Below are 21,352 nucleotides of genomic sequence, written 5' to 3' on the forward strand. Positions count from 1 at the left end.
GCATGAACGCACTTTTTGTTTGTATCCCAATCTGTCTTGCCCCCGAAACGGGCGTTACGCTGTTTTATGAGATGGGTTAAACCCATTTTGGGGAATAATCCTCTTGCTGCCGACAGTCAGCCAGAGGAAAAGCAAACTAAGACAATTCAAATCATTATGAAATTCATTATGAAGAACAGATTTCTTATTCGTGCTATGTATGCTGCGGCAGTTGCCCTTTTCTTCACGGCATGCGGCAGCGACAATGATGGTGGCGGTTCTTCACCGGCAAAAGAACCCAACGTAAACAGAAACACCGACTATACCGATGCTGCCGCGACAAGAACCGAAGTGCCGCATCTGCAGGGAGGCAACAGCCAGTTCATAGCCTATAGGGTGAGCGACAAGGCGTTCGACAAAGACGGAGTGAACTACTGTGTGGAGTGGGACCGCACTCTGAAGTCAAACCGCTGGACATGCTATGTGATGACCAAGCAGAACATAAAGAAGAATGTGCAGCGATGGTATGCCGCCGAAGGCGAGATGCAGTATCCTTTCGACGTTGTAAACCTGACAACTGACGATTATCACACTAAGAGCAACGGACAGGATTTGATATACGGATCAGGATTCGACCATGGACATCTCTGTCCGTCGAACGACCGTCTGTACAGCCTTGCCATAAACAAGCAGACGTTCTATCTTACCAATATGCAGCCGCAGTACAAGGTGTTCAACGGAAGCGACAAGAACTATAAGTACAAGGGTCTGTGGATAAACATGGAGCAGTTCCTGTATAACTTCGTGTCAGGAACAAAGTTCTCCTCCGCTGACTCCCTCTTCGTCTGCAAGGGCGGTACGATAGACAGCGAGAACCATATCCTGCAGCGTATCGGCGGCAAGATGATAGTTCCGAAGTATTTCTATGCAGCCGTGGTGTGGAAGCGTGCCAAACTCAACGTGTATTCCGGCCTCGCTTTCTGGTTTGAGCACACCAACGTATATCATGGCGACGATGCGCTGAAGGGATATGTCGTTTCCATCTCCGAACTGCAGAACAAACTTGGCAACAAGATAGACTTCTTCTGCAATCTGCCGGACAAGACAGAGGCGCAGGTAGAGAAAGTGGCTGCGACAATGGACTTCGGTTTATAAAAAATCGCAAATATTCCGCATTTATTTGGTGCCTTTTCATCAGAAATGCCTATTTTTGCAAATAGATTGGCGAGAATGCTTCTTCTGAAGCCTCTGCAATGGAGATATTATAATTCTGTAATCGTGGATTATCAATCTGTGGTAAGAGGATTGTCAGCCTGTAGGGGTATGGATTCCTCAACCTGTAATGCGCAGGGTATATCCTTGGCGCAGATGGTTCCGTGGCAAGAAGCGTCATTCTGCAAGAGAACAGGTTATTAAATCGGAAATATATTTTAAAACAAAAAACAAGAATAGAAATGAATACAGTATTTGACTTTTCGGTTAAGGACAGAAAAGGAAAGATGGTAGCTCTCAAGGAGTATGCCAACGAGGTATTACTGATTGTCAACACAGCCACTAAATGCGGATTCACTCCACAGTATGAAGAGCTGGAGAAGCTCTACGAGAAATATCACAGCCAGGGTTTTGAAATCCTCGACTTCCCCTGCAACCAGTTCGGACAGCAGGCACCAGGAACCGATGAGTCTATCCATGAGTTCTGCAAATTGAACTTCGGCACGGAGTTCCCACGCTTCAAGAAGGTGAAGGTGAACGGTCCTGATGCCGATCCTCTATATAAATTCCTCACTTCGCAGAAGGGCTTCGCCGGATGGGACGAAAGTCATCCGTTGACAAAGGTTCTCGACGAGATGCTCTCACAGGCCGATCCCGACTACAAGTCAAAGGCAGACATCAAGTGGAACTTCACCAAATTCCTCGTAAACAAATACGGAATGGTGGTAGAGCGCTTCGAACCGACAGAGAATATGGAGAACGTCGAGAAGAAGATAGAAGAACTGTTGTAAAACAGAATAACGACTTTAAATACTAAATTATAATATGGAACACGTAAAATGCTTGATTATCGGTAGTGGTCCTGCAGGATACACTGCTGCTATTTATGCTTCAAGAGCAAACTTGAAGCCAGTTGAATATTGCGGTCTGCTCACCGGTGGCCAGCTCACACAGACCACTATGGTGGAGAACTTCCCCGGTTATCCTCAAGGAGTGCTTGGCGGACAGATGATGAACGACATCCGCGAGCAGGCAGAACGCTTCGGCGCTGACATCCGCGACGGCATCATCACTAAGGTGGACTTCAGCAAGGCTCCCTACAAGCTGACAACCGAAGAGGGCGTTGAGATTGAGGCGGACACCGTGATCATCGCCACAGGAGCGTCTGCAAAGTATCTCGGACTTGACGACGAGAAGAAATACAACGGTATGGGAGTGTCAGCATGTGCCACATGCGACGGATTCTTCTATCGCAAGAAGACCGTTGCTGTTGTGGGCGGTGGCGACACAGCCTGTGAGGATGCCCTCTATCTTGCCGGTCTGGCAAAGAAGGTATATCTCATCGTGCGCAAGCCATTCCTCAGAGCCTCTAAGGTGATGCAGGAGAGAGTGATGAACGCTGAGAACATCGAGGTGCTCTTTGAGCACAACACCATCGGACTCTACGGTGAGAACGGTGTAGAAGGCGCACATCTCGTGAAGCGTCGCGGCGAGGCAGACGAGGAGAAGGTTGACATCCAGATCGACGGATTCTTCCTCGCTATCGGCCATAAGCCAAACTCTGACGTATTCAAGGAGTGGCTCGAGACCGACGAGGTGGGTTATATCAAGACCATCGACGGCACACCACGCACCAAGATTCCTGGAGTGTTCGTTGCCGGCGACGTTGCCGACCCAGTATACCGTCAGGCTATCACGGCTGCAGCAAGCGGTTGCAAGGCTGCGCTTGAGGCAGAGAGATATCTCTTGAACAAGTAATTCTCTCTTTGAGAGTTTCGTGAATATGCAGCCCGTAATGGTGGGCTCGCAATAGGGTAGGAGGAAGATGAAATATTTTTCCTCCTATTTTTATGTCCTTCTGTCTGGGATTATAAGAATAAAGCAGAAGGAGCGAAGAATCAGATTCCTCACTCCTTTCTTAGGTCTGCATTACCTTAATATATCCTGATGTCTTTTATTCTTCAAAATCCTTTTACCTATCGTTTCTTTAATATAGTATGTTTAATCCTTCTTTCCAGTCAGTCTTGTGTTGTATATATGATATAAGTCTTCTTTCTTTTAACCTTTTATCTTCCGAATCTTCCACCGCCACCGGAACGTCCGCCGCCTCTTGATGAACTGTTGCCGCTGCCGACAGACCTGTTGTTCGACGAACTGCTGCGGCTCGGTGTGAAGGTGTTGGCTGGGCGGGAAGAACCGCCTGCCGGACGATATATCCTCGTAGGGCTGTTGTTGAAGCTGTTGCCCCTTGATGATCTGCCTATCTCTTGGCTCACTGTCGTGCGAGAGCTGCTCAGATTCGTTGTGCCGTTGCCGGTGCCTCTCCTCGGTGTAGTGCCTCTGTAGCCGCTGTTGTTGTCGCGTCTGTTGTTGCCGCGGTCATAGCGTCCGCTGTTGTTGTCGTCGCGTCTGTTGTTTCGGTCGTAGCGTCCGCTGTTGTTGTCGTTGCGTCTGTTGTTTCGGTCATAGCGTCCGTTGTCATGTCTGCGGTCATGGCCTCTTTGTCCGCGGAAATCGCCACGGTCATATCTGTCTCTCATTCCAAAGCGGCTCTCTCCTGGGCGAGGTCCGAAGGTGCGTCCGTGATACCAGCTGCGTCCGCCGTTTCTGTGCCAGCTGTGTCCGCCGTAGTATGTGGCATAGAATGCCGGTCTGCCGAAATAGAAATATGTGCGGTTCGGGTAGCGTGCATAGATGCTGAATCGCCACACGCCGTCGGTCCATACCAGCGGGCGGTAGAAATATGCCGCTGAGCAGAAGGCGTTATACTGCCAGTCGAAGAGGATATAGCTGAGATCCATGTTTCTTCTCGTCCAGTATGTGCCGTAGAGGTCATCATAGGTGCTTATGCTCATCAGATAGTCGAGGTTCACCTCGTATGCTGCCTCATACTGCTCATCGTTCAGGTTCAGCTCGTAAGCCATCTTGTCGGTCAGGAAGAGTGCTCTGTCCCTTGCCTGCTCGTAGCTCATCGCCATTGTGGATAGTGCCACGGTGAGAAGCAATGCCATTGATAATATAAACCTTTTCATGATCATTGTGTTTTATGTTCGTAATGTTCTTTTCTCTGGTGCAAAGAAACAACAATTCCCGGTGCTGCCAAAGGGTTTTTCCCTAAAGTGGGAGGGAAAATCCCTATAAGTGTTTTCTCTTTTTTGAAGTGTTAGTTTATTGTTGTACTTTTGCGGTCTCCTTGTTTACTTGTATCTTGCCTGCTTGTCAACTAGCAGATCAAGTTGAAAACTTGCGGAATATATAATATAAGGTGTATGGCAACAGTGAATGAAACCAAATGGCTGGCCAAGTATCAGCAGCTAAAGGACTATGTGGAGCAGCATCATCAGCTGCCCGACAAGAAGAAGGTGGAGAACCGGGGACTGCTCAACTGGTGGAAATACAACAAGAAACTGGCCAAGCTGGACAAACTCTCAGAAGAGAAGCTACGGATGCTGCAGGATTTGTCTGACAGCAGGATAATAAAATCTGACAAAAAGGCATTGTTTTTGTAAATATTATGTACATAATGTCATGCGTTTGTCATATATTTGTATATATTTCCGCTTGTTTTATGTCAATTATCTAACTATTAATATATGCCTTCTTTGACCGATATCAATAAAAAGCGTATGAAACGACTATATCCCCTCCGTTTGTTGTGTGCGAACACAAAAGGCATTAACTTTGCAACTGAAAAGATAAAGATATAGATAAAAGCTGCAATAAGAGCAGCAGGTAAGAAGATTGTTTAACGATAACTAAAAAGAGAAAGGAAATTGATTATGTTGACATTTATGTTAGTAACAGCATGTGTAGTAGCTTTTGCAGTATTGGCAAGTGTTGGAATGAACATCGGCATGAAGCTCTACAAGTAAATTTTCTGAAGTATTTGAATTTTAGAAAGTATTAGAGAGAATCAGTTTATTTGTATACCCGCTCGTATGAGAGGGTGTAACCGGAGCGGTTGAATGGCGACTTCCATGTCGTTGTTCAACCGCTTTTCGTTGTTTTTGGCCCGCAGATTTAGACAAGAACCTGGATAAACCCAAGGTGGATGATTTTCCTGCCAACATCAGCCCCCACCTGGTCTCAAACCCATCCTAACCTTCCCAAAGGGAAGGAACAGATTAAGAAGGAACTAGTTACTCTGCTTACCGACTTTAGCCCCACCTAGCCTCCCCCGAAGGGGAGGGACAGATACCATTGGCTGTTGAATATTGTCTGATTATCATTTGTAGTTGTCTGATTATCAATCGTTTATCAATAGCGATAGTAACTTTTGTTGAAAATATTCTGCTATGTATATAAAAACAAAAGGAGAGTGTGTAGACACACACCCTCCTCCTATGCTTAGCGCTAAGAGCAGTGCTGATTTGCAGGTGGTGTAACATCATTACCGCAGTGGTGTAACGTCATTACCGCGGTGCTGTAACATCGTTACCGCGCAACGGTAACAACGTTACCACGCCACGGGAACAGCATTGTTGCGGTTCTTTCGCAAGAAAAACGCTCAACTTCTTTTCTTTATTCTTTATGTTTTTCCGTTTTTTGCTTAACTTTGCGTATCTTAACATAAGCGGATGCGCATCCGCAGAGAAAGATACGATTAATATATACCAGAAGAGTTATGTTATATTTGTTACAGTTTGCATGTCTGATATTCATGTTTATCTGCGCATTCTTCATTGCCGTCACGCGACTTCACGTGAGATGGATAAACCGGCGGTATGAGTGGTCGCGCTGGATGATATTCGCAGTCCTGCTTTTTATGGCGGTACACTTCTTCCTGCAGATGTACTTCGGCTTCCGCGCCACGGACGAAGATGTGGGAGCCGTCATCAATGTGCTGGTCTACCTGCCTTGCTTCACGCTTTTCTCGATGGCTATCTACAACATTGAGGCTACCCACACCAAGCGCCGTAAGATGAACCTTATCTGCGCCGCCGTATACGCCGCCATGCTTGCCGCCTTCGCTGTGGGCTACAGCTTTAGCGGCTCCCTGAACATTGGCGCATGGCTTTACGTGATGCTTGCTCTCTTTTTTGGCAATATTGTCTACTGCATATACATGATAATAATAGAGATGAACAAGCGGAAGAAACTCCTTGAGACGATGACAGCCACGGATATGCTGCCTTTTATAAGATATGCCCACGCGAGCATCGCGATGCTTTCCCTCATAGCCATATCCATGCCGTTCGCCATCCTCTCCACCAAGTCGTTGTACATAATAGGTCCGGTCGGTCTCCTCGTACTGCTTTTCTTCATCGTGAACTTTGTGGCGTTCGGCAACTGTTACGTACCTACCGAGGAGCTGCTGGATAGGGAAAGAGGCAACGGCGAAACCGACGACGACGAACAGACGACGGCAGAGAACTGCGCCTCGCAGTCGGCGGCTGACTGTGAGCAGTCCGCGCAGCGCCTCTCAGCCGAACGCAGCGCCTTCATCCAGGCGGCGCTCGACAAGTGGTGTGCAGACATGGGCTATAAGGACAGTTCGGTCAATATGCTTACATTGTCACATTCGCTGGACATCAACAAAAACGAACTGAGCCAATTCTTCAGCCAATGCCAGAACACGACGTTCCGTATATGGCTCAGCGAGATACGTTTCAATGCTGCCAAAAAGATGATGAAGGAGTTTCCCGACTACAACAACGACATCATTTCTGCCGAATGCGGTTTCTCTTCAAGGTCATATCTTTATAGGATTTTTAAGGAAAAGGAGGGATGCACTCCTGTTGAATGGAGAGCCAAAAACTCATAAAAAACTACTGAGAAACCCTCTGTAAGGTGTCTACTTCGCAGGAAGTGGACACCTTTTTTATATGAATTGGACATTTACGCACACGAATCAGACACTTAATTTTAATGAAAAACATTAAATTTGCCCTATGAAAGAAACGTACCTATAACTCTATTGCATAAAGATAAGATCAAATCAAATCATATACAATAATCAAAACATCTGAAAATGAAAAAAAGAAGACAACAGCAACATCCTCCATATTTGGACGGGCGGGTTGCAAGCAATTCTGTTTCTACGCGGCGTTCCATGCGAACGTCCGCGGGAAGGTTCATGCAGTTCTTCCTTTGTGTCATGATGCTGATGGCGTTCTCAGTGCAGAAGGCGTCGGCGTATGACGATTGGCAGGACAGCTGGATAAGTCAATGGTACGATGCGGAAAATGCCACTATCGTACTCGACATCCGCGTTTACCAATCGTGGGGTGGAGCAGGATCCGGCCATTGCGGATTCTGTCGTGATGACGGTTGGCTTGATGTCAGTGTGGCTGGATACGAATCCATCTCAAAGGTCCGAAAGACCAGTGGACAAGCTATGACCCTAACTCAGATCAGGTCACGGGAATCGACAAGAAATACGTACAATGGCTTGGTTTCAGAAAAACAGATGGCGACAAGGGATCTTATTTCATTAAGATCACCATTCCGCTGATACAGGACCGAATCGGAAAAGACGTATTTGTAAAATACAAGGGAGTATGGTGGCGCGAATTGAAAACGGCGACGGATCAGGACGTTGATTTCACTGCAACCGTAGACACCCATTTCGGCTGTACGCCGACTATAATCACAAATGCCTATTATGGCGTAAAGGGGAATAAGCCTGGCTATGTCATCGCATGGAAAAAAGACGGAACGGCAAAGCAGAACTCCATTGACAAAAAGGGACATTTCAGACTCTGCTATTCAAACGGTGACCCCGTGCCAAACATCTCCACTATCGATGCGAGTCTTTATAGCAGTGGAGAGTTCTTTATCCCAGTGGAGAGTCTGAATCTTGACAATCCGTCTGAATACAAGATTATACAGCACTACGAGCCGACTTATAACAATAAGGTAATTTACGAGACATCAAGCTCTGCCAATAACACCCGTCCTGCCTATCCGCAGGTGAAGGAAATCAGCGCCAACTATGATCAGGTGACGCTCAAGGCGAAGGTGAACTGGAATCTCAGTGCGGCTCCGACGCAGAACTGCATTGAGGACAATATGGTGCTCACAATCAAGAGTACGAATAGGGCGACAAATGCTGTGGAGACAACCACACAGAATATCAAGTATATGGCTGGTAAGACAGCATATAGCTATGAGTTTGACGTACCTTTAGGCGAGAGCCTGAATTATGAATTCAGCATTAAGCGTTCGCATACAGGCAACTCTGATGTATGGAACAACGCTTTCAGCAAGCAGACCTCTCTCTCGGCTTCTGCAAAGCACAGCAATGTTACGGCAGGTTCTGTACATGCTAAGCTTAGTGAAGACGACCAGACTGCCACTATCACTTGGCAGACTGAGGGCGACATCTGGAGTTCGGGCACCAAAGCGGTGCTTACACGTGTGAACGTTACGACCAATACTACTGACAACATTGAGCTGTCGAAGGAAGAATTCCTCAGCGGCAAGTATGTTGACGACATGATAATGGTGTGCAACGAATATCGTTACCGCCTTACTGTGAAGCCTGCCGAGGCTTACGGCACTCTGCCTACGGTGGCTGCTCCGGAGTCAATCATGCCCACAAGCATAGGCAATCTTGTTGCGTTCACAGCCGGCAAGGGATATTATTCTGATCGCGTGGAACTGGCATGGAGCAGCAAGGGCAACTTTGAGCGCTTCGTAATCAACCGCAAGGAGCATGGCGCTCCTGATACAGACTATAAGCAGATAGCCGTTACTGAGGGCAACGAGGCTCAGAACGACTATTACTATAACGACGTGAACGCCATTCCCGGCATTGTCTACGACTATCGTATCAAGGGACAGGTGATGTGCTCTGGCAATCTGCTTGAGAGCGACGAGGAACTTACTGACGTTGGTTTCCGCACACCTACGGGCGACATCTACGGCCGCGTAACATTCGAAAACGGACAGGCAGTGGCTGGAGCAAAGGTTACAGCTGAGCCTACCGAAGGCTCTGGCGTTCCCGGCAAGTCGTACGTTTTCAGCGGTGCGTCAAAGCTTACCGTCGACAACGAGTCGCTCTTGAAGGACGCTACGAAGGCTGCAACACTCCAGGCATGGGTACGAGCAGACAAGGAAGGTACTATCATCGAGAAGCCGGGCATGTACAAGCTGGCATACAACAACCAGTATATTGAGTTCACGGTAGGCTCTCAGACACTGAAGACTTCGAAGAAACTCAAGGACTACGCTTCTTCGGCACAGTTCGTGCATCTCTCAGCCGTGGCAAGTGCTACACACCTTATTGTATATATAAACGGTAAGGCAGTGGCAGAAGCCAAGCGTACGGCTCAGATTACGGGCAACGACAATAAGGTGGTGATTGGTGAAGGCTTCACCGGAGCCATCGACGAAGTTCGTATCTGGAACAAGGCGCTCAATGCTGACACCCTCGCCAACGACTACGACCGCTATATCGTAGGTAATGAGGACGGCCTGCAGGCTTACTACACCTTCGACTATTCGGTAGACAACGCCTTCTACGACATATCGTACAAGGGCACCAAGTACAACATGAACCATGGTGTGGCTACGGATGTTACTATCAGTTCGAAAGACATTCCTACTTCTGCACAGCTCGGCTACAGCAGCTACACAGCTGTAGACGGTTCATACCAGATTCGTTCGCTGCCCTACACCGGCAACGGAACCACTTATATGATTGTGCCTACTCTTGGCATACATCAGTTTGCGTCGGCTAAGGAGCTGCGCCTCATCAACTCGCAGTCACAGAGCCACACCGTGAACTTCACGGATAAGTCGTCGTTCAACATTTCGGGTAAGGTGATGTATAAGGGTGGCAACGTGCCCGTTGAGGGCGTGTCGTTCGCCGTGGATGGCGTCACCGTAATGGACGGCAAGAGCAACATTGTGAAGACCGACTCGCACGGACAGTTCACTATCAGCGTGCCCGTAGGACAGCACGAGGTGAAGGCTGTGCTTGCCAACCATACGTTCGAGAACGGCGGCAAGCTGACCAACCCCGACGGCACCGACCGCAACTATCAGGACGACGACGGCGGCTTCGAAATCTTTGACGTTACAACCGTACGCTACATCGGACGCGTAGCTGGTGGTAAGAAGCAGGAGGCGCTCCCCGTGGGTCACTCGCTCTCGAAGAACAACCTCGCTGACGACGTACGCATCGAACTCACCTATCCGAACGATAATTACAAGATGACAACTGAAGCTCGCGAGACTACACTCAATCACGTCAAGGGCGCATACGTAAGCAAGCAGCACCAGAACCGCGTAGCTTACAATGGCAACAAGATTACTATCTATCCTGACGCAGAAACGGGTGAGTTCTATGCCGACCTCATTCCTGAGAAGTATAAGATTAATGTAGTAGTGCCTGGTCATGACAAAATCCCGGGCAGTGGCGACGACCTCAACTTGAGCAACGAGTTTGCAAAGCAGAGCGAGGTGAATGCTTATGTCGACTCTATCTCTACGCAGGGCAAGTATGTCAATTGCAGCGACACTGTATATTACAACAAGAAGCAGCAGTTCATCAAGCGCTACACTCCGTCAATCATCGTGAAGGAGAAGGTGAAGGGTAAGCTTCAGGACTTCTTCGGAAAGGAAGAACTCAGCATCGCTACCCTCGACCAAACAAAGGCTATAAAGGTAAAGACCTACAATCCTGATAATGCTGCACAGCCTTACACACTCGGCGTGCCGGTGTATGAGCAGGGACAATACGTCACTTATCACATCACCACAGCGGAGGTGTACGAATATAAGGATAAGGACGGCAGACGTAAGGATGGCGTTAAGGAGGACATCGTGCCAACGCCTGAGGCTAAACTGTCATTCAGTAGAGGCGACATTGCGTACGGAACGCAAGAAGACATCACTACTGACGAGAACGGTGAGGCTGAATGGACTTTCCAGGTTAACAACCCGGAAATGACTTCGGCTCTGCGCTCAGCAGCTATGGATATGACCTACAGCGAAAACAGCGAAAGCACATCTTCTACAACAATCAACTGGAAGGGTGGCTTTGACGGCAAGGGAAATACTAAGGCTATCGTAATTGGTGCAAAGACTCTGGGATCGGACTTCGTTACGAACGGACCCGACAAGGTGCTCTTCGTGCTGCGCGACCCACCGGGAAGCAACTCTTATGCTTATCTTGAGAAGGGTGTGACAGTTACTTCTACAAGTACATATGAGGGAAATGTCACTAACGAGGGAGTATTGAACAACGAGGCAAAGGTTGGTGCCAAGGTCATCACCTTCACCGGTCTTGGTGCCGGAGTGGTGAACGAGAACGACGTGAAGAACGAATTCTCATTCGGTGCTTCTCACAGTGAGACAATCGGTGGTACAGACTCTGACACTAAGACGATGACCACTACCACACGCTTCGAGACAAGTAGCGACCCGCAGTATGTAGGAAGCGACGGCGACCTCTTCGTTGGCTATTCTACCAATATCGGTGTAGGCAAGACCGAAAACATCGCCGTTACTACACGTGAGATGTATCAGGCCAATCCTTCAGAATACGAACTGTTCAGCAATGTTACTCCCGAAAACAGTGAATATCTGCTTGTGAAGACTACTGGTCTGGGACTTTCGCAGAAGTATGGCACTATGTTCACCTATCCGCAGGTGCACATCGAGCAGGTGCTGTTGCCCAAACTTGAGGATGTACGCAACAAGTTGCTGCATCAGCCAGCTGAAGGTATCGACTTCCAGGCAATGGCTGACAACACCAAACTCCCAGTATACGTTTCGAAGTTGGCAGCTGACGATCCTAACTTCGGCAAGAGCAACAACGACAAGGTGTTTAAGGGTGCCAATGCCACCGACCCGATTGACGGACCAAGTTACAAGATCTACACTCCGGCAGGACAGCCGTTGAAGGAGGATACTATCATGTTCCTCAATCAGTCGATTGACAACTGGAAGATGCAGCTTCGCAATAACGAGGAACAGAAGGTGAAGGCAGAACTCATGCAGAACCATTCGTTCCAGGGCGGTGCTTCTTACGAATACTCTGAGGAGTATGAGGTTGGACGCTCGGAGACTCAACGCTTCTCTATCTTGATTGGCGCTCAGTTCACCAACAACTTCGGATGGACACTCAATGGCACTGGTATGGTGCTCACTGTAGACGAGAGCCTTACCACCGAACACGGCGGCGAGTTCTCAACTGAGGAAACTGCACGCCACTGCAAGGGCTACGTGCTCGCAGAGGAAGGCTCTGACTACATCTCTGTAGACGTATGCCGCGAGGCAGGATACAAGAACGGCGACCAGTACATCAAGTACAAGGACATGAAGGATGAAAAGGGACAGACCTTCTCTACATTCATCTTCAAGACCCGTGGCGGTGCTACGTCTTGTCCGTTCGAGGGCGAATACAAGACCAAGTATTACGAACCGGGACAGCACGTCATCAATGAGGCTACCGTTCAGATGGAAGTTCCGGAGATAACCGTTGAAAAGGACTTCATCGATAATGTTCCTTCTGGCAAGTCGGCTTACTTCACGCTCTATCTGCGCAACAACTCTGAGTCGCAGGACGACAACTGGTATAACCTCGTTATTGACGATGCCAGCAATCCTAACGGAGCACAGCTGCTCATCGATGGCGCACCGATCGGCAACGGCAGAGCATTGCTCGTACCGGCAGGCGGAACACTCACCAAGACACTCGAGGTGCGCAAGGGTTCGGTGATGAACTACGACAATCTCCGACTGATGCTTCAGTCGCAGTGTCAGTGTGACCCCACCGACTTCCAGGATGAAATATATGACGACGTGACGTTCAGCGTACACTTCACTCCCTCGGCTACTGACGTGAACCTGAAGAAGCCTACCGACAACTGGACATACAACACCAAGTTGGCAACAGCGGAGGTGAACGGCGTGCAGAAGCATTACATGGACGTAGTGATTGACGGATTCGATGTGAACTATGACAACTTCCATCGCATCATGCTTCAGTTCAAGCCGTCGTCGGGCAGCGACAACGACTGGACAACGCTCATGAGCTACTACAACGACCAGACTCTCTTCGACCAGGCAGTGAAGAATGGTATGAATGCAGAGATGATCAAGGCTGCTGATGCCGGTACTATCAAGTATCGCTGGTTTATGGACGACCAGCAGGATCAGCGTTACGACCTGCGCACTGTAGGTACGAGCATGATCAACAATGAAGAGGTATACAACTATTCTGCCGTACACAGCGGCATCAAGGATATGTATAACCCGCGCCTATTCGGTAGCGCTCAGCCAGCTAATGGTGTACTGACGGTCAACGACGAGGTGAAGCTCACATTCAACGAGCCTATAGCCGACGGACTCCTCACCGACAACAACTTCTCGGTGACAGGTATACGCAACGGCGCACAGACCGACCATAGCGTAAGCGTACGTCTTGACGGAAAGAACGACGAACTCGTGTCTGAGTTCCAGCGCAACTGGAGTGGCAAGAACCTCACCATCGAGATGTGGACTCTTGCAGACAAGCCTCAGGACGCTGTGCTCTTCAGCCAGGGCAACGCCAACAGTGCGATAGAGCTTGCAACGACGAGCGACAACCGCTTGAAGGTGAAGGTGGCTGATAAGACCATCGTCAGCGACAAGGCGTTCGACTACGAGCAGGGCACATGGGCACACGTGGCTCTTGTATATAATAATGAAGGAAACGTGTCGGCTTACTATAACTACGAACAGCTTATCAGCGCAGCTGAGGTGGGCGAGTACAATGGCGAGGGCGCTTACGTGTTCGGAGCCAGCGTAGACGGAAGCGGACACTTCGCAGGCAAGATGCACGGCGCCCGTATTTGGGACAAGGTAGTCACACCAGCACGACTGCAGACCAACTCGCTGACAATGCTCTCAGGAGCCGAAAGCAATCTCATTGCTTACTATCCTATGTCAGAAGCTAAGGGCAGCGTTCTTGCCGACAAGGCACACGGTGCTAACCTTGAGATGCGAGGCGGCGAATGGGCTAACCCCGAGGGACGCGCAGCAGCGTTCAACGGTAAGGACCAGTATCTGAAGCTCTCTTCGGGCAGTTCATGTGTCGTAGACAACAGCATGGACTACACCATCGAGACATGGTTCAAGGCCGACGAGGCTCAGCAGACGGCTACCATCATCTCTAACGGACGCGGCGACGGCGAGGACATGGGCGGTTCGCTCAATCTCTTCGCTCTCAATCTGGAGGAAGGCCGTCTGGTGTTCCACAACAACGGTGTGCGTGTGGCGTGCGACGGTAGCTACGCCGACAACGACTGGCACCACGTAGCTGTAGCTGTCAACCGTACAAGCGGACGCGGACAGATATACGTGGACGGCAAGCTGAACACTTACTTCGAGGCAGCCGACCTTGGTGGCATAGCTGCGGCTTACATACATCTCGGCGCTCGTGTGTGGACTCCTGCCGACAACCTGCAGCAGGAGAAGGCAGACAACTTCTTCAAGGGCGAGATTGACGAGGTGCGTGTATGGAATCTCTACAAGAGCGAAACGCTCGTGGAGAACGGCAACAGCAACCGTCTTGACGGCACTGAGAAGGGACTCTTGGCTTACTATCCGTTTGAGACATACATCGAATGGCAGGGCGTGAAGGAACTGCAGTTCTCTCTGAAAGACCAGAAGCAGCAGGCTGACCCGACGCAGCAGGTGCCTGACGCAGTTGCGGTAGGCGGCGATGTCGAGACCAAGACCTCTGCACCCGTCAAGGCAAAGGGACCGGAGAGCAAGCTGCTCTACGACTTCGTAGTGAACAACGACGCGCTCATCATCAATCTGAAGGAGCCTTACGAGCGCATAGAGAAGACTATCGTGAAGTTCACGGTGGACGGCGTGCGCGACAAGAACGGCAACGAGATTCTCTCGCCGATAACATGGAGCGCATTCATCGACCGCAACCAGCTGAAGTGGAGCGACCGGGCTCTCACCGTAGTGAAGAAGCTCAACGAGGAGAAGACCATCAAGGTGAAGGCACTCAACAACGGCGGTTCAATCGAACACTTCACCGTAGAGAACCTTCCTTCATGGCTTGAGGCAGAACCGGCAAGCGGCACCATCGACCCGACAGCGTCGCAGGACATCGTGCTGACTATCGACCCGAGTCTGAACATCGGCACATACGACGAGACGCTCTATCTGCGTGGCGACAACAACGTGGTGGAGGCTCTGCAGCTCACGGTGAAGGTAGAGGGCGAGAAGCCCGACTGGACGGTGAACGCCGCCGACTTCAAGTATAATATGTCTGTCTTCGGCAAGCTGTATATCAATAAGGTATACTCTTCTGACGACGAGGACATGCTTGCTGCGTTCAGCGGCGGAAAGTGCGTAGGCGTATGCAACAACCGCTACTACAAGCAGAACGACATGTACTACGCCATGCTCACGGTCTACTCTAACAACGTAAGCAGCGACAACCTCGAGTTCCGCATCTGGGACGCAAGCACCGGACAGACCTACATAGCCGAGAGCGAGAAGCCGATAAGCTTCGAGAATAACGCCGTAGTGGGCAGTCCGTCGCAGCCAGTGCTCTTCACGGCGAAGGACTATCGTGTGCAGAACATCACGCTGAACGAGGGATGGACGTGGATATCGACGAACATCGCATCCGACAAACTCTCCGATCTTAACAAGCTGCTTGCCGACGGCAAGTGGACATCAGACGACCAGGTGAAGAACGAGCAGTACGGCTTCGCATCGTGGACAAAGCGCAACGGATGGATGGGACAGCTCACCGCCATCGACAACGACCAGATGTATCTCGTACACAGTTCGCAGCCGCAGAGCCTGCATATCTCAGGACCGGCGGTTGACCCCACCTCGCACAAGCTCACCATACGCGGAGCAAAGGCAGACGGCACAGCGCGCTGGAACTACATCTCGTATCTGCCTTCAGACAACTTCACGCTGAAGGAGGCTCTCGCCGGCTACGACGCCAAGGAAGGCGACATCGTGAAGTCGCAGACGCAGATGGCTATGTACAGCGGCAATCTGGGATGGATAGGCAGTCTGACGTACATGGAGAACGGCAAGGGATACATGCTCCTGCGCCAGTCGCAGGACGACGCTCAGCTGCAGTATCCGTCGAAGACTTCTGTAGGACGCAAGACTAAGGCTGCGATGGCAGCTGCCAAGAACGCTGACGGCACAAACGCTTACTTCCCCTACTCAGCCAACATGACGGCAGTGGTAGAGGTGGAAGGCGTAGAGCTGCAGCAGGGCGACCGCCTTGTGAGCTACGTAGCAGGCGAGCCGCGCGGCTATGCCGAGGCTATAGCTCTGCCCGACGGCAGAACCGTCTTCATGCTCACCATCGGTGGCGACAAGCCCGAGGCTGTTGACGTCACTGTAGAGCGCGACGGCGACGTCGTAGCCAAGGCACCGAGCGCTGTAAGCTATGCTGCCAACAGCAATGTGGGCACCCTCAGCGAGCCGATGCGCATCAGCTTCCTCGGCACCGAGGGCGGACTCTACATCTATCCGTCGCCGTTCTACTCGCAGCTGAAGATACGTGCCACTGTCGACCGCGACGCCAATACAGATGTATACGTCAGCGACATGAGCGGCAAGCGTATCGTGGCATGGAACGACTGCAACGCTGGCGGCAATGTAGACATCACATGGAACGCCGGCAACACGGTTCCGGCTGGTGTGTATATCGTCAGCATCGCCGTAGACGGCAACGTTTATTCGATGAAGGCTATCAAGAAGTAATATTTTAAAAAGAAAGACTATATGAAATATATAAAGTATTCGTTTCTCGCCGCATTGGGCTTACTCTTCGCACAATGCACCGAAGAGGGCGACAAGACTTATCCGCAACAACCCGCTCCCCAGTGGAGCGTGGTTGAGGAGGACTTCGTAAGCGAGACTCCAACATGGCAGGTGGCGTCTGCCACTCCTGCTTCCGCCCCGATGTGGCGAGCCGACTTCAGCGGCAACGATCAGGCGCCGTTGTGGAGCGACCCCGACAAGAGTGTCTATCCGATGAGCATGACTGCCGTAGTGCGTCTCTCGCCGGTGCTCGAAACGCTTGCCACCGACGGCGACAAGATGGCTGCCTTCATTGGCGGCGAGTGTCGCGGTGTGGCTAAGACGGTGATGAACGACGGCGTGCGCCTCTTCTTCATCCACGTGAAGGCGCCGTCGAGCGAGAACGGCAATGTGGAGTTCCGCTATTACAGTGCTGCCGCCAAGCGCACGTATGTCTCCGTAGCGTCAGACGTCAGATATGAGGTCGACAAGATTTACGGCACAGCCGACGCGCCCGCCTATCCCGACTTCGAGCAGTCGGGACCCTTCCCCGTACCTACCAAGGTATGGGTGAAGGTGGACAAGGCGAAGCTGCCCTTCAACGTAGCTGCAGGCGACGAGCTGCAGGCGTTTGTGGGCGACGAGTGTCGCGGCATAAAGCACGTGGAGAGCGAGGCTGATATGCTCTACTGGTACGACATCCTCGGACGTGCCGAGGGCGAGCAGGTGATATTCCGCTATTACAGCGCGGAGAAGAAGCAGGTGTTCGTTTCCGAGCAGTCCTTCGTTATCGGCAAGCGCGGTTCGGTGGTTGGTTCTGAGGAACAGCCGCAGACTCTCAGCTTCGTGCCGCAAGGCAGCATGACCGCTTATCTCACCCTTGACGCCGTTACAGGCAGCTATGCCGACAAGAGCGGCGACAAGCTGGCGGCGTTCATTGGCAATGTGTGCGCCGGCGTGGGCGAACTTGTGGGCGAGCAGGACGGCAGACCGGTATACAAGATGGTGGTCAACGGCGTCAGCTCACAGGCGGCGTCTGTAGACATACGCTATTACAGCCATCGCAACAGCTACGTGTTCACGGCTCCTGCATGCCTCGCCTTCGCCGACGGCAAGGTGGAGGCTTCGCCCGAGCAGCCGCTCACCCTGCCTCTCGTTCTCGCCGGCAAGCATCCGCTCAAGATGACAGCTTGTGTGGCATTGCCTCAGAACATCGTGCGCCAGGCAACGGCAGACGACCTGATGGCTGCATTCGTGGGCGCAGAATGTCGCGGCATGGCAAAGGCAGAACAGGCGGAGAACGGCGAGTATGTCTTCCGCATGGAGATAAACGGCAGCATGGGAGCGGAGGAACCCGTTACGCTGAAGTATTATGCCGCACGCAACAAGTATCTCTATCAGGCTGTCTCGGCTTTCACGTTTGCCGGCGGCGCAAGCTACGGCACAGCTGGCGAGCCCAGCAGACCTGCTTTCCTCATTGTTGAATAAGCTTAAAACCTATCTGTATATATGAATAAGAAAACTATAATAAGCATGGTGCTGGGGTGCATGTCGCTGCTCCCGGCATCTGCGCAGAACGGATGGTTCGTTGAGGCGGGCGGAGGCGTGCAGACTATCTTCTCGAGCGATGCCGGCAAGCTGCACTTCGGCAAGCGTCTCACTCCTTCATACCACGTCGGCGTCGGCAAGTGGATCACTCCTGCTTACGCCCTGCGCCTGCAGATTGGCGGCTATGCGCTCAACGGCATGTCCACATCCGAAGGACTCTATCTGCGCGACCCGCAGACCGAAGGCCCTATATACGGCCCTCACGACCCCGTTATCGACAATGTGACGGTCCGCCCCGACGGCACCTATCGCCATTATCTGCGTTACGTCAACGCTCATGCCGACTTCATGGTGAGCCTCTCGCGTCTGCTCTTCCGCAGCGAGGGCCGCTTCGATGTGCTTCCGGCTGTAGGATTGGGCTACGCCCGCACCTTCGCCTATCGCGGCACGGCGGACGCCAACTCGCTCACAGCCAACTTCTCTATAGCCGCCAAGTACAGCGTGCTGAAGTGCATGGATGTAAACCTTGAGATAGCTTCGGCTCTCATGCCCGACCATTTCGACGGTCGCATCACTGGTCGCAAGTACGAGCCGACGCTCGGTGCAACGCTCGGACTGACCTATCGCTTCAACGCCTCAAAGCCTTGCGCCAAGAAGCAGCGCTGCCATAAGCTTCGTCGTGAAGCCGTGGTCGACACGGTGTACGTGAAGGAGCGGATAGTGGAGCGTCCCGTCTTTAAGGACCGCATAGTGGAGAAGCCGGTTGCGAAGAAACAGGAAGCGTTCCGTCTCGCCTCGGTCAGCTTCGCTTGCGCTTCCGCCAAGCCAGAGAAGAAGCAGGACATAGTGTTTGAGAACATCGTCGAATATCTCAAGCAGAACCCTTCTGCCCGCATCCGTCTCGACGGCTATGCCGACAAAGCCACAGGCAAGGCGCGCACCAACTTGATGCTTTCCATACGCCGCACCGACAGCGTGCGTAATATCCTCATAGAGCGTTACGGCATCGCTCCGTCGCGCATCGAGGCGCAAGGCATCGGCAGCAATGCGCAGCCATACGAAGATAACGATCTTAATCGCGTAGTGATTGTAACAGCACTGCCCGAGTGATGCGTGTTTAGTAAAAAGAAAAAGGGGATATTTCTTCAGCCCCAAGCACATTACCGCAGCGTGGTACTTCTGTTTCCGCAATGCGGTAATGATATTTTCGCTACGCGGTAATCTTGTTTCCAGTCTGCGTTAATCGCATTGACAGGCTGGCAGATGGCTTGTTAAGGCTGGGGGATAGGCTGGTAGATAACCCGATTATCGAGTTATCTGCCAGCCTTTATTTTGCTAATATACAACGAGTTATGTCGAAACTGGAAGATATGGCAGATTTTTTCACGTACATACAACTATTTTGAAACAACAATCCATTGCCCATTTTTATCACTTCCGTTACGTGTAATGTAACCTTCCTTTCTTAACGAAGTAAGTTCTCTTTTTAACGTTGCAAGCGAAATACCCAGTTTGTTTGCCAAATTTTCTCTTATTATAGATGGATTTTGTTTCATGATAGATAGTATAGTTTGTTGCCGTTCATTTACAGGCTCATTTACAGGCTCATTTGTAGGCTCGTTATGAATATGGAGAGTCAATTTTACCTGCATAAGTTCGGGTTGCTCCTGAAACTCAAGCTTTATCTGATGCTTTTCATTCTCTTATATAGTTTTTTACAATTTATCTATTATCACACATTCTTCCAACTTATCGAAAGTCGTATCAACAAACGTGTGGACTATCATCTTTGTTGTGTCTATTGGTTGGAATTCTGCATATTGCTTGCGAACATACCGAAGTTCAAAAGCCAGGCGGAGAGCCTTGCTGTCGGCATCATCTTCATCCGTTTGTTTTGCCTCTTTGCCAGTGATAGTCCGCACCTTGACAATCTCATACACATCACGTATTCCTTTTCCTTTGATGTATGGCATGAAGAAGTGAAGATCTTGCAAGGCGATGGTTGTTGGAAACTGTTTTCCTGAATAATACAAGGTTGCAGTTCCGTCCATAAATGCTTGAAACAGCCTGTTGTCTTCTTTCACCAATCCAATAAGTACACGATTGCCCACCTCTACATACGCACCCTTTTGTGGTATGACATGAGCAATGGTCTCGTATGATTTGGTATGTATAAGTTCATCAATGGTATTTGTAAATCGCATTATATCAATTACTTGTACTTTAAACGATAGAAAAGTGATTGCCTAGATTCTAAAGATTGGGGAAAAGACGAACATTTAACGTTTTTAACTTTTTTGAACCCCAAAGTAACTATTCAGCGGTAGGGCATGGCGGGGTTTCAAGCCTCAAATAAGGCTTGAATTGCATTGAACGGAGTCTTGTTGTGTTTCTTGGCAGTTTCAACGATTGAATGTAATTCAAGAAATGCATCTGCCCCAAAATCAGAACGGAATGTGCAGGAGTTCTTCAACTTGATTTTCAACTTACGTATTCCACGCTCACTTCCATTATTGTCAGATGGTATCATTGGGTCTTCAAGGAAATTGAATATGTAGTCACGACATTTTATCAATCCTTTCTTGAGTGTTTCAAACTTCTTGCCAAAATTGCAGATATTCAGTTTGAGAAGGTTGTCTAAGCGTTCCAGCCACGATGCCTTGGGTATTATCGCAGATGGGTTCGAGTTTCTCTCATGTATGGCTTCACGGAACAAGCTTGCTATCTTGTCGGACCAATCCTGCTTGTCGTTCAATTCTGACAAATACTGCAACTCTCGCAGCAGGTGTGCCATGCAAACTTGATGGTTGAGGAATTGAAGTGCAAAGTATGCGCTATGACGGTCCGTTACGGCTGTCATTCGTTCCAGGCTGTCGCCGAACTT

The 21,352-nt window shown here is 50.4% G+C and carries 12 protein-coding genes; 8 read left to right on the forward strand and 4 right to left on the reverse strand.

From position 1 onward, the window contains the following. Positions 1-168 precede the first annotated feature (168 nt). The 3 genes from QVO99_RS06310 to trxB all read left to right on the forward strand — a co-directional run bounded on the left by QVO99_RS06310 (position 169) and on the right by trxB (position 2,949). On the forward strand, positions 169-1,134 hold the full coding sequence (locus QVO99_RS06310) for a DNA/RNA non-specific endonuclease (protein WP_288177004.1): 966 nt from the start codon (positions 169-171) through the stop codon (positions 1,132-1,134). Between the two features lie 299 nt (positions 1,135-1,433). After that, positions 1,434-1,982, forward strand: a complete 549-nt coding sequence (locus tag QVO99_RS06315; RefSeq protein WP_022316761.1) for a glutathione peroxidase — start codon at positions 1,434-1,436, stop codon at positions 1,980-1,982. Between the two features lie 34 nt (positions 1,983-2,016). Then, positions 2,017-2,949, forward strand: coding sequence for a thioredoxin-disulfide reductase (gene trxB / locus QVO99_RS06320; protein WP_022316762.1), 933 nt, complete (start codon positions 2,017-2,019; stop codon positions 2,947-2,949). 308 nt (positions 2,950-3,257) lie between these two features. Here the strand turns inward: trxB and QVO99_RS06325 are convergent, their stop codons facing one another. After that, positions 3,258-4,223 (reverse strand): hypothetical protein, encoded by a 966-nt coding sequence (locus QVO99_RS06325; protein ID WP_022316763.1) that lies wholly within the window; start codon positions 4,221-4,223, stop codon positions 3,258-3,260. 237 nt (positions 4,224-4,460) lie between these two features. Here QVO99_RS06325 and QVO99_RS06330 point away from each other — a divergent pair, with 237 nt between their 5' ends. The 5 genes from QVO99_RS06330 (at position 4,461) to QVO99_RS06350 (ending at position 19,578) form a co-directional block, all read left to right on the forward strand. Beyond that, entirely contained in the window at positions 4,461-4,700 is a 240-nt protein-coding gene (locus tag QVO99_RS06330) for a helicase associated domain-containing protein (protein ID WP_022316764.1), read from the forward strand. A 1,115-nt stretch (positions 4,701-5,815) separates the two neighbouring features. Then, the gene (locus QVO99_RS06335) at positions 5,816-6,955 is read left to right on the forward strand and encodes an AraC family transcriptional regulator (protein ID WP_022316766.1); all 1,140 of its coding nucleotides are present in this window, start codon (positions 5,816-5,818) and stop codon (positions 6,953-6,955) included. 749 nt (positions 6,956-7,704) lie between these two features. Continuing rightward, positions 7,705-16,881 carry a LamG-like jellyroll fold domain-containing protein gene (locus QVO99_RS06340; protein WP_022316768.1) on the forward strand — a complete coding sequence of 3,059 codons (9,177 nt, stop codon included), beginning with the start codon at positions 7,705-7,707 and terminating at the stop codon, positions 16,879-16,881. A 21-nt stretch (positions 16,882-16,902) separates the two neighbouring features. Continuing rightward, positions 16,903-18,408: a hypothetical protein gene (locus QVO99_RS06345; protein ID WP_022316769.1), complete on the forward strand. Its 1,506-nt coding sequence runs from the start codon at positions 16,903-16,905 to the stop codon at positions 18,406-18,408. 21 nt (positions 18,409-18,429) lie between these two features. Beyond that, positions 18,430-19,578 carry an OmpA family protein gene (locus QVO99_RS06350; protein ID WP_022316770.1) on the forward strand — a complete coding sequence of 383 codons (1,149 nt, stop codon included), beginning with the start codon at positions 18,430-18,432 and terminating at the stop codon, positions 19,576-19,578. A 287-nt stretch (positions 19,579-19,865) separates the two neighbouring features. Here the strand turns inward: QVO99_RS06350 and QVO99_RS06355 are convergent, their stop codons facing one another. The 3 genes from QVO99_RS06355 to QVO99_RS06365 form a co-directional block, all read right to left on the reverse strand. Then, the gene (locus QVO99_RS06355; protein ID WP_288177005.1) at positions 19,866-20,120 is read right to left on the reverse strand and encodes a winged helix-turn-helix transcriptional regulator; all 255 of its coding nucleotides are present in this window, start codon (positions 20,118-20,120) and stop codon (positions 19,866-19,868) included. A gap of 63 nt (positions 20,121-20,183) precedes the next feature. After that, positions 20,184-20,672: a hypothetical protein gene (locus QVO99_RS06360; protein ID WP_022316771.1), complete on the reverse strand. Its 489-nt coding sequence runs from the start codon at positions 20,670-20,672 to the stop codon at positions 20,184-20,186. Positions 20,673-20,809: 137 nt separating this feature from the next. Beyond that, positions 20,810-21,352: IS66 family transposase (locus tag QVO99_RS06365; protein ID WP_288177006.1), on the reverse strand; the 543-nt coding region annotated here is incomplete at its 5' end.

This window comes from Prevotella sp. CAG:592 (genome assembly GCF_000436015.1).
Lineage (GTDB): Bacteria > Bacteroidota > Bacteroidia > Bacteroidales > Bacteroidaceae > Prevotella > Prevotella pectinovora.

Coding starts and splice junctions, on each gene's coding strand:
- QVO99_RS06310 (WP_288177004.1), top strand. CDS start 169: ATGAAGAACAGATTTCTTATTCGTGCTATGTATGCTGCGGCAGTTGCC.
- QVO99_RS06315 (WP_022316761.1), top strand. CDS start 1,434: ATGAATACAGTATTTGACTTTTCGGTTAAGGACAGAAAAGGAAAGATG.
- trxB (WP_022316762.1), top strand. CDS start 2,017: ATGGAACACGTAAAATGCTTGATTATCGGTAGTGGTCCTGCAGGATAC.
- QVO99_RS06325 (WP_022316763.1), bottom strand. CDS start 4,223: ATGAAAAGGTTTATATTATCAATGGCATTGCTTCTCACCGTGGCACTA.
- QVO99_RS06330 (WP_022316764.1), top strand. CDS start 4,461: ATGGCAACAGTGAATGAAACCAAATGGCTGGCCAAGTATCAGCAGCTA.
- QVO99_RS06335 (WP_022316766.1), top strand. CDS start 5,816: ATGTTATATTTGTTACAGTTTGCATGTCTGATATTCATGTTTATCTGC.
- QVO99_RS06345 (WP_022316769.1), top strand. CDS start 16,903: ATGAAATATATAAAGTATTCGTTTCTCGCCGCATTGGGCTTACTCTTC.
- QVO99_RS06350 (WP_022316770.1), top strand. CDS start 18,430: ATGAATAAGAAAACTATAATAAGCATGGTGCTGGGGTGCATGTCGCTG.
- QVO99_RS06355 (WP_288177005.1), bottom strand. CDS start 20,120: ATGCAGGTAAAATTGACTCTCCATATTCATAACGAGCCTACAAATGAG.
- QVO99_RS06360 (WP_022316771.1), bottom strand. CDS start 20,672: ATGCGATTTACAAATACCATTGATGAACTTATACATACCAAATCATAC.